The following is a 3,466-nucleotide window of genomic DNA, read 5'->3' as shown; positions in this document are numbered from 1 at the left end:
ATCCCTCATCTCCCATGACGGAAAGTGTCACATTCGCCTTATTATCCGAGCCTACTGATGAATGCCGAAGATCCACGCGGGAGGGCCGTACTGCTGTCGGTACAGCCCTCCCGCAAGCACTTCAGGTCGCCTCGGTGGCCAGGAACTCCGCGACGAAAGCGGTATTGAAATCACCACTGCGGAACACCTCGCTATCGAGGATCTCGCCCTGGAAATTAGCCGTCGTAGTAACGCCGTCAATTTCCATTTCCTCGATCGCCCGCAATGCCCGAGTGATCGCCTCCTGGCGGTCCTGCCCCCAGACGATGAGCTTGCCGACCATCGAGTCATAGAACGGCGGAATCACGTACCCCGCCTCAATGTGCGTGTCGAGCCGCACCCCGAACCCACCCGGGGCGCGGAAGCCCTTGATCAAGCCGGGGCTCGGGAGGAACCCTCTCTGCGGATCCTCTGCGTTGATGCGGCACTCGATCGCGTGGCCGCGGATGACGATGTCTTCCTGGGTCAACGGCAGCGGATTGCCTGCGGCGATTTCGAGCTGGAGCTTGATCAGGTCGATTCCCGTGATCATCTCCGACACCGGGTGTTCGACCTGGATGCGGGTGTTCATCTCGATGAAGTAGTACTTTCGATCGATGTTGTCGAACACGAACTCCACTGTGCCGGCGTTGCGGTAACCGACCTGCTGGCATAGTGCGACGGCGGCCTTGGCGAGGCCTTCGCGCAGTTCGTCATCGAGGACGGGTGACGGGGCCTCCTCGACCAGCTTCTGATTGCGTCGTTGCGCCGTGCAGTCCCGCTCACCGAGATGCACGGTCGACTCACCGTCGGACATGACCTGGATCTCGATATGCCGGATATCCGTGAGGTACCGCTCAATGTACACGGACGGATCCCCGAAGGCCGTCTCGGCCTCTGACATGATCTCACTGAGGTCCCGCTCAAGCGTCTCGCCCGACTCGACGACGCGCATGCCGCGGCCACCACCGCCCGCCGCCGCCTTGATCAAGAGCGGGTAGCCGACCTCACCGGCCACGGTGAGCGCCTCATCGTACTCGGCGATCGTGCCAAGCGATCCGGGGACCGTCGGCACGCCGGCTGCGCGAGCGATCTTCTTGGCCTCGATCTTGTCACCCATGCGGCGGATGATGTCCGAGGCAGGGCCGACGAAGCCCACTCCCTCCTCTTCGCACATTGCCGCGAAATCAGCGTTCTCGGCCAGGAATCCGTAACCCGGATGAATCGCATCGACCTTGAACGCCAGTGCGGCGCTGATGACTGCGCGCGGATCGCGGTAGCTCTTGGCCGAGTTTGCCGGCCCGATGCAGACCGCCTGGTCAGCGAGCTTGACCGGAAGCGAATCGCGGTCGGCCTCGGAGTAGGCGAGGACGCTGCGGATCCCGAGTTCCTGGCACGCGCGGATGATGCGGAGCGCGATCTCACCCCGGTTCGCGATGAGGACGCTGTGCAGCTGCTCAGGCATCGCGCTTGACCACCATGAGCGGCTGACCGTACTCGACCGCCTGCTCGTTCTCCACGAGAATCTGCACGACCACACCATCGACCTTCGCCTCGATGTTGCTCATCAGCTTCATCACCTCGAGGATGCACAGCACCGAATCCTTGGTGACGCGGTCGCCCACGTTCACGAATGCAGGTGAGCCGGGTTTCGGGGAGGCATAAAACGTGCCGACCATCGGGGCCGTGATGACGACCTCATCCTCGGCGACCGCGGCCGGAGCGGAAACGGGAGCCGCCGCAGGAGCGGCAGGGGCGGGAGCAACTGCAGGGGCCGTAGCCACGGGGGTAGGAGCCGCTACGGGAGCAGGAGCGGGCGTCGCGGTGGGAGCTGCGGCTGGCGCGGCCGCGGCGGTGCGCCCGTTGCGCGACACGAACAGCTCGACCTCACCGTACTTGATGGACAGTTCATGCACGTCGGTGGTGGTGTGGGCCCAGTCGACGAGGGCCTTGAGTTCGCGGATGTCAGGCTGGTTCAGCGACATGGTCAGTTCTCTCCTTGGGTAATGCTGATCTTCAGGTCTCCGGCATTCAGGGTCTTGGTACCGGTATGGCCGGTTGCGTGCAGCGACTTCACGATCCCGAGCAACGGGTGCGGGATCTCGTCGGGGTTACCGCCCGAGGCGACGGCCATCTTCATCTCGTCGACCTGGCTTCCGGCGAACATCGCGCGCAGCAGGTGGTGATCAATCGACTCCTCGGGATACCGCGCCGCAAGGTCGTCGAGCATGGGCTTCGGTTCGCTGGGCTCGAGCGCGATATCCGACGCGCCGTTGTCGATGATCTTCTGCCGCAACTCGGGGTCGATCTCGGCGAGCAAGTCACCGTAGTAACCGAGCACATACTTCTTGATCTCGTTCGGCACCATCTTGTAGCGCTCACCGGTCATGACGTTCATGGCCGCCTGTGTTCCGACGAACTGAGCGAAGGGGGTGATCATGATCGGGTAGGCCAGTTCAGAGCGGACACGGGCGATTTCGAGCAACAACTCGTCGTAACGATCAGCAAGACCCGCCGTCGCGAGCTGGGTACGGAAGTTCGACAGCATGCCGCCAGGGGTCTGGTGCATGAAGTGCAGTCCGTTGTACTCGATCGGCTCCCCGAGCGGCTTGTCCTCGTGCTCGGCGATCGTGCGGATCTTCTCGCTGATCTCGCCGATCCTCTCGTCGTCGATGTTCACGACGTAGCCCAGCGCACGCAGGTCACGCACGACGTTCTGCACCGAAGGCTGGCCGTTGCCGGACGCGAGCGGTGCCACCGAGAGGTGCAGCGAATCCGCGCCGGCCTCGGCCGCCTCCAGGCAGACCAGCGGTGCCAGGCCGGTGAGCGAGTGGGTGTGCACTTCGAGCGGACGATCACCGATGACGTCCTTGAGCGCCGGCACGAGAGTGCGGATACGCTCTGGCGTCAGCAGCCCACCGGCATCCTTGAGCATGATCCGGTCGACGTCGGCCTTCTCGATCAGCTCCTGTGCCTTCGCGACGAACAGCTCATCCGTGTGGACGGGGCTCTCACAGAACGACACCGCGCCGAACGTCTCGGCTCCGAGCTCCTTGGCACGGCGCAGACCGGGAGCAATGTTGTCGATGTCATTCAGCCCGTCGAAGGAGCCGATCACGCGGAATCCGTTGACGTAGAGCCGCTCCACCCAGGCCATGATCACGTCATCGGGCAAAAAATCGAACGCGGCGATGTTCCGGGAACGGATGAGCGCGCGGAATTTGGTGTTCGGGGCGAGCTCATGGGCGCGGCGCACCCGTTCCCACGGGTCTTCCTTGAGGTAGCGCACTGCCACGTCGAACTGGATCGGCGCCACGAGATCGACGTGCTCATAGCCAACCTTGTCGAAGTCCGCAGCCATCTGCTCAATGTGTTCAGTCCGCATGCGCGTCGCCCAGATGCTCTGATGCGCATCACGCAGCGTGGTGTCAATGATCTTGATCTCGCG

General features: G+C 63.3%; 3 protein-coding genes. All 3 read right to left on the bottom strand.

The features are described 5' to 3' along the window. Positions 1 to 121 precede the first annotated feature (121 nt). Positions 122 to 1,483, bottom strand: coding sequence for an acetyl-CoA carboxylase biotin carboxylase subunit (accC, locus tag AC5RW2_RS41620; RefSeq protein WP_493986661.1), 1,362 nt, complete (start codon positions 1,481 to 1,483; stop codon positions 122 to 124). Continuing rightward, positions 1,476 to 2,003, bottom strand: a complete 528-nt coding sequence (gene accB / locus AC5RW2_RS41615; protein WP_493986660.1) for an acetyl-CoA carboxylase biotin carboxyl carrier protein — start codon at positions 2,001 to 2,003, stop codon at positions 1,476 to 1,478. Before accB ends, accC begins: the two co-directional genes overlap by 8 nt. 2 nt (positions 2,004 to 2,005) lie before the next feature. Continuing rightward, positions 2,006 to 3,466, bottom strand: a 1,461-nt coding sequence (locus AC5RW2_RS41610; protein WP_493986659.1) for a pyruvate carboxylase subunit B, incomplete at its 5' end; no start/stop codon positions are given.

The sequence above is a fragment of the Arthrobacter sp. B0316-1-20 genome (assembly GCF_059091865.1).
Note: the sequence above shows the minus strand (reverse complement) of the source record. Positions and strands in the feature narration are given on the sequence as shown.

Bases quoted from the DNA above. Each gene is read 5' to 3' on its own strand.
- accC (WP_493986661.1), bottom strand. From the start codon at position 1,483: ATGCCTGAGCAGCTGCACAGCGTCCTCATCGCGAACCGGGGTGAGATC.
- accB (WP_493986660.1), bottom strand. From the start codon at position 2,003: ATGTCGCTGAACCAGCCTGACATCCGCGAACTCAAGGCCCTCGTCGAC.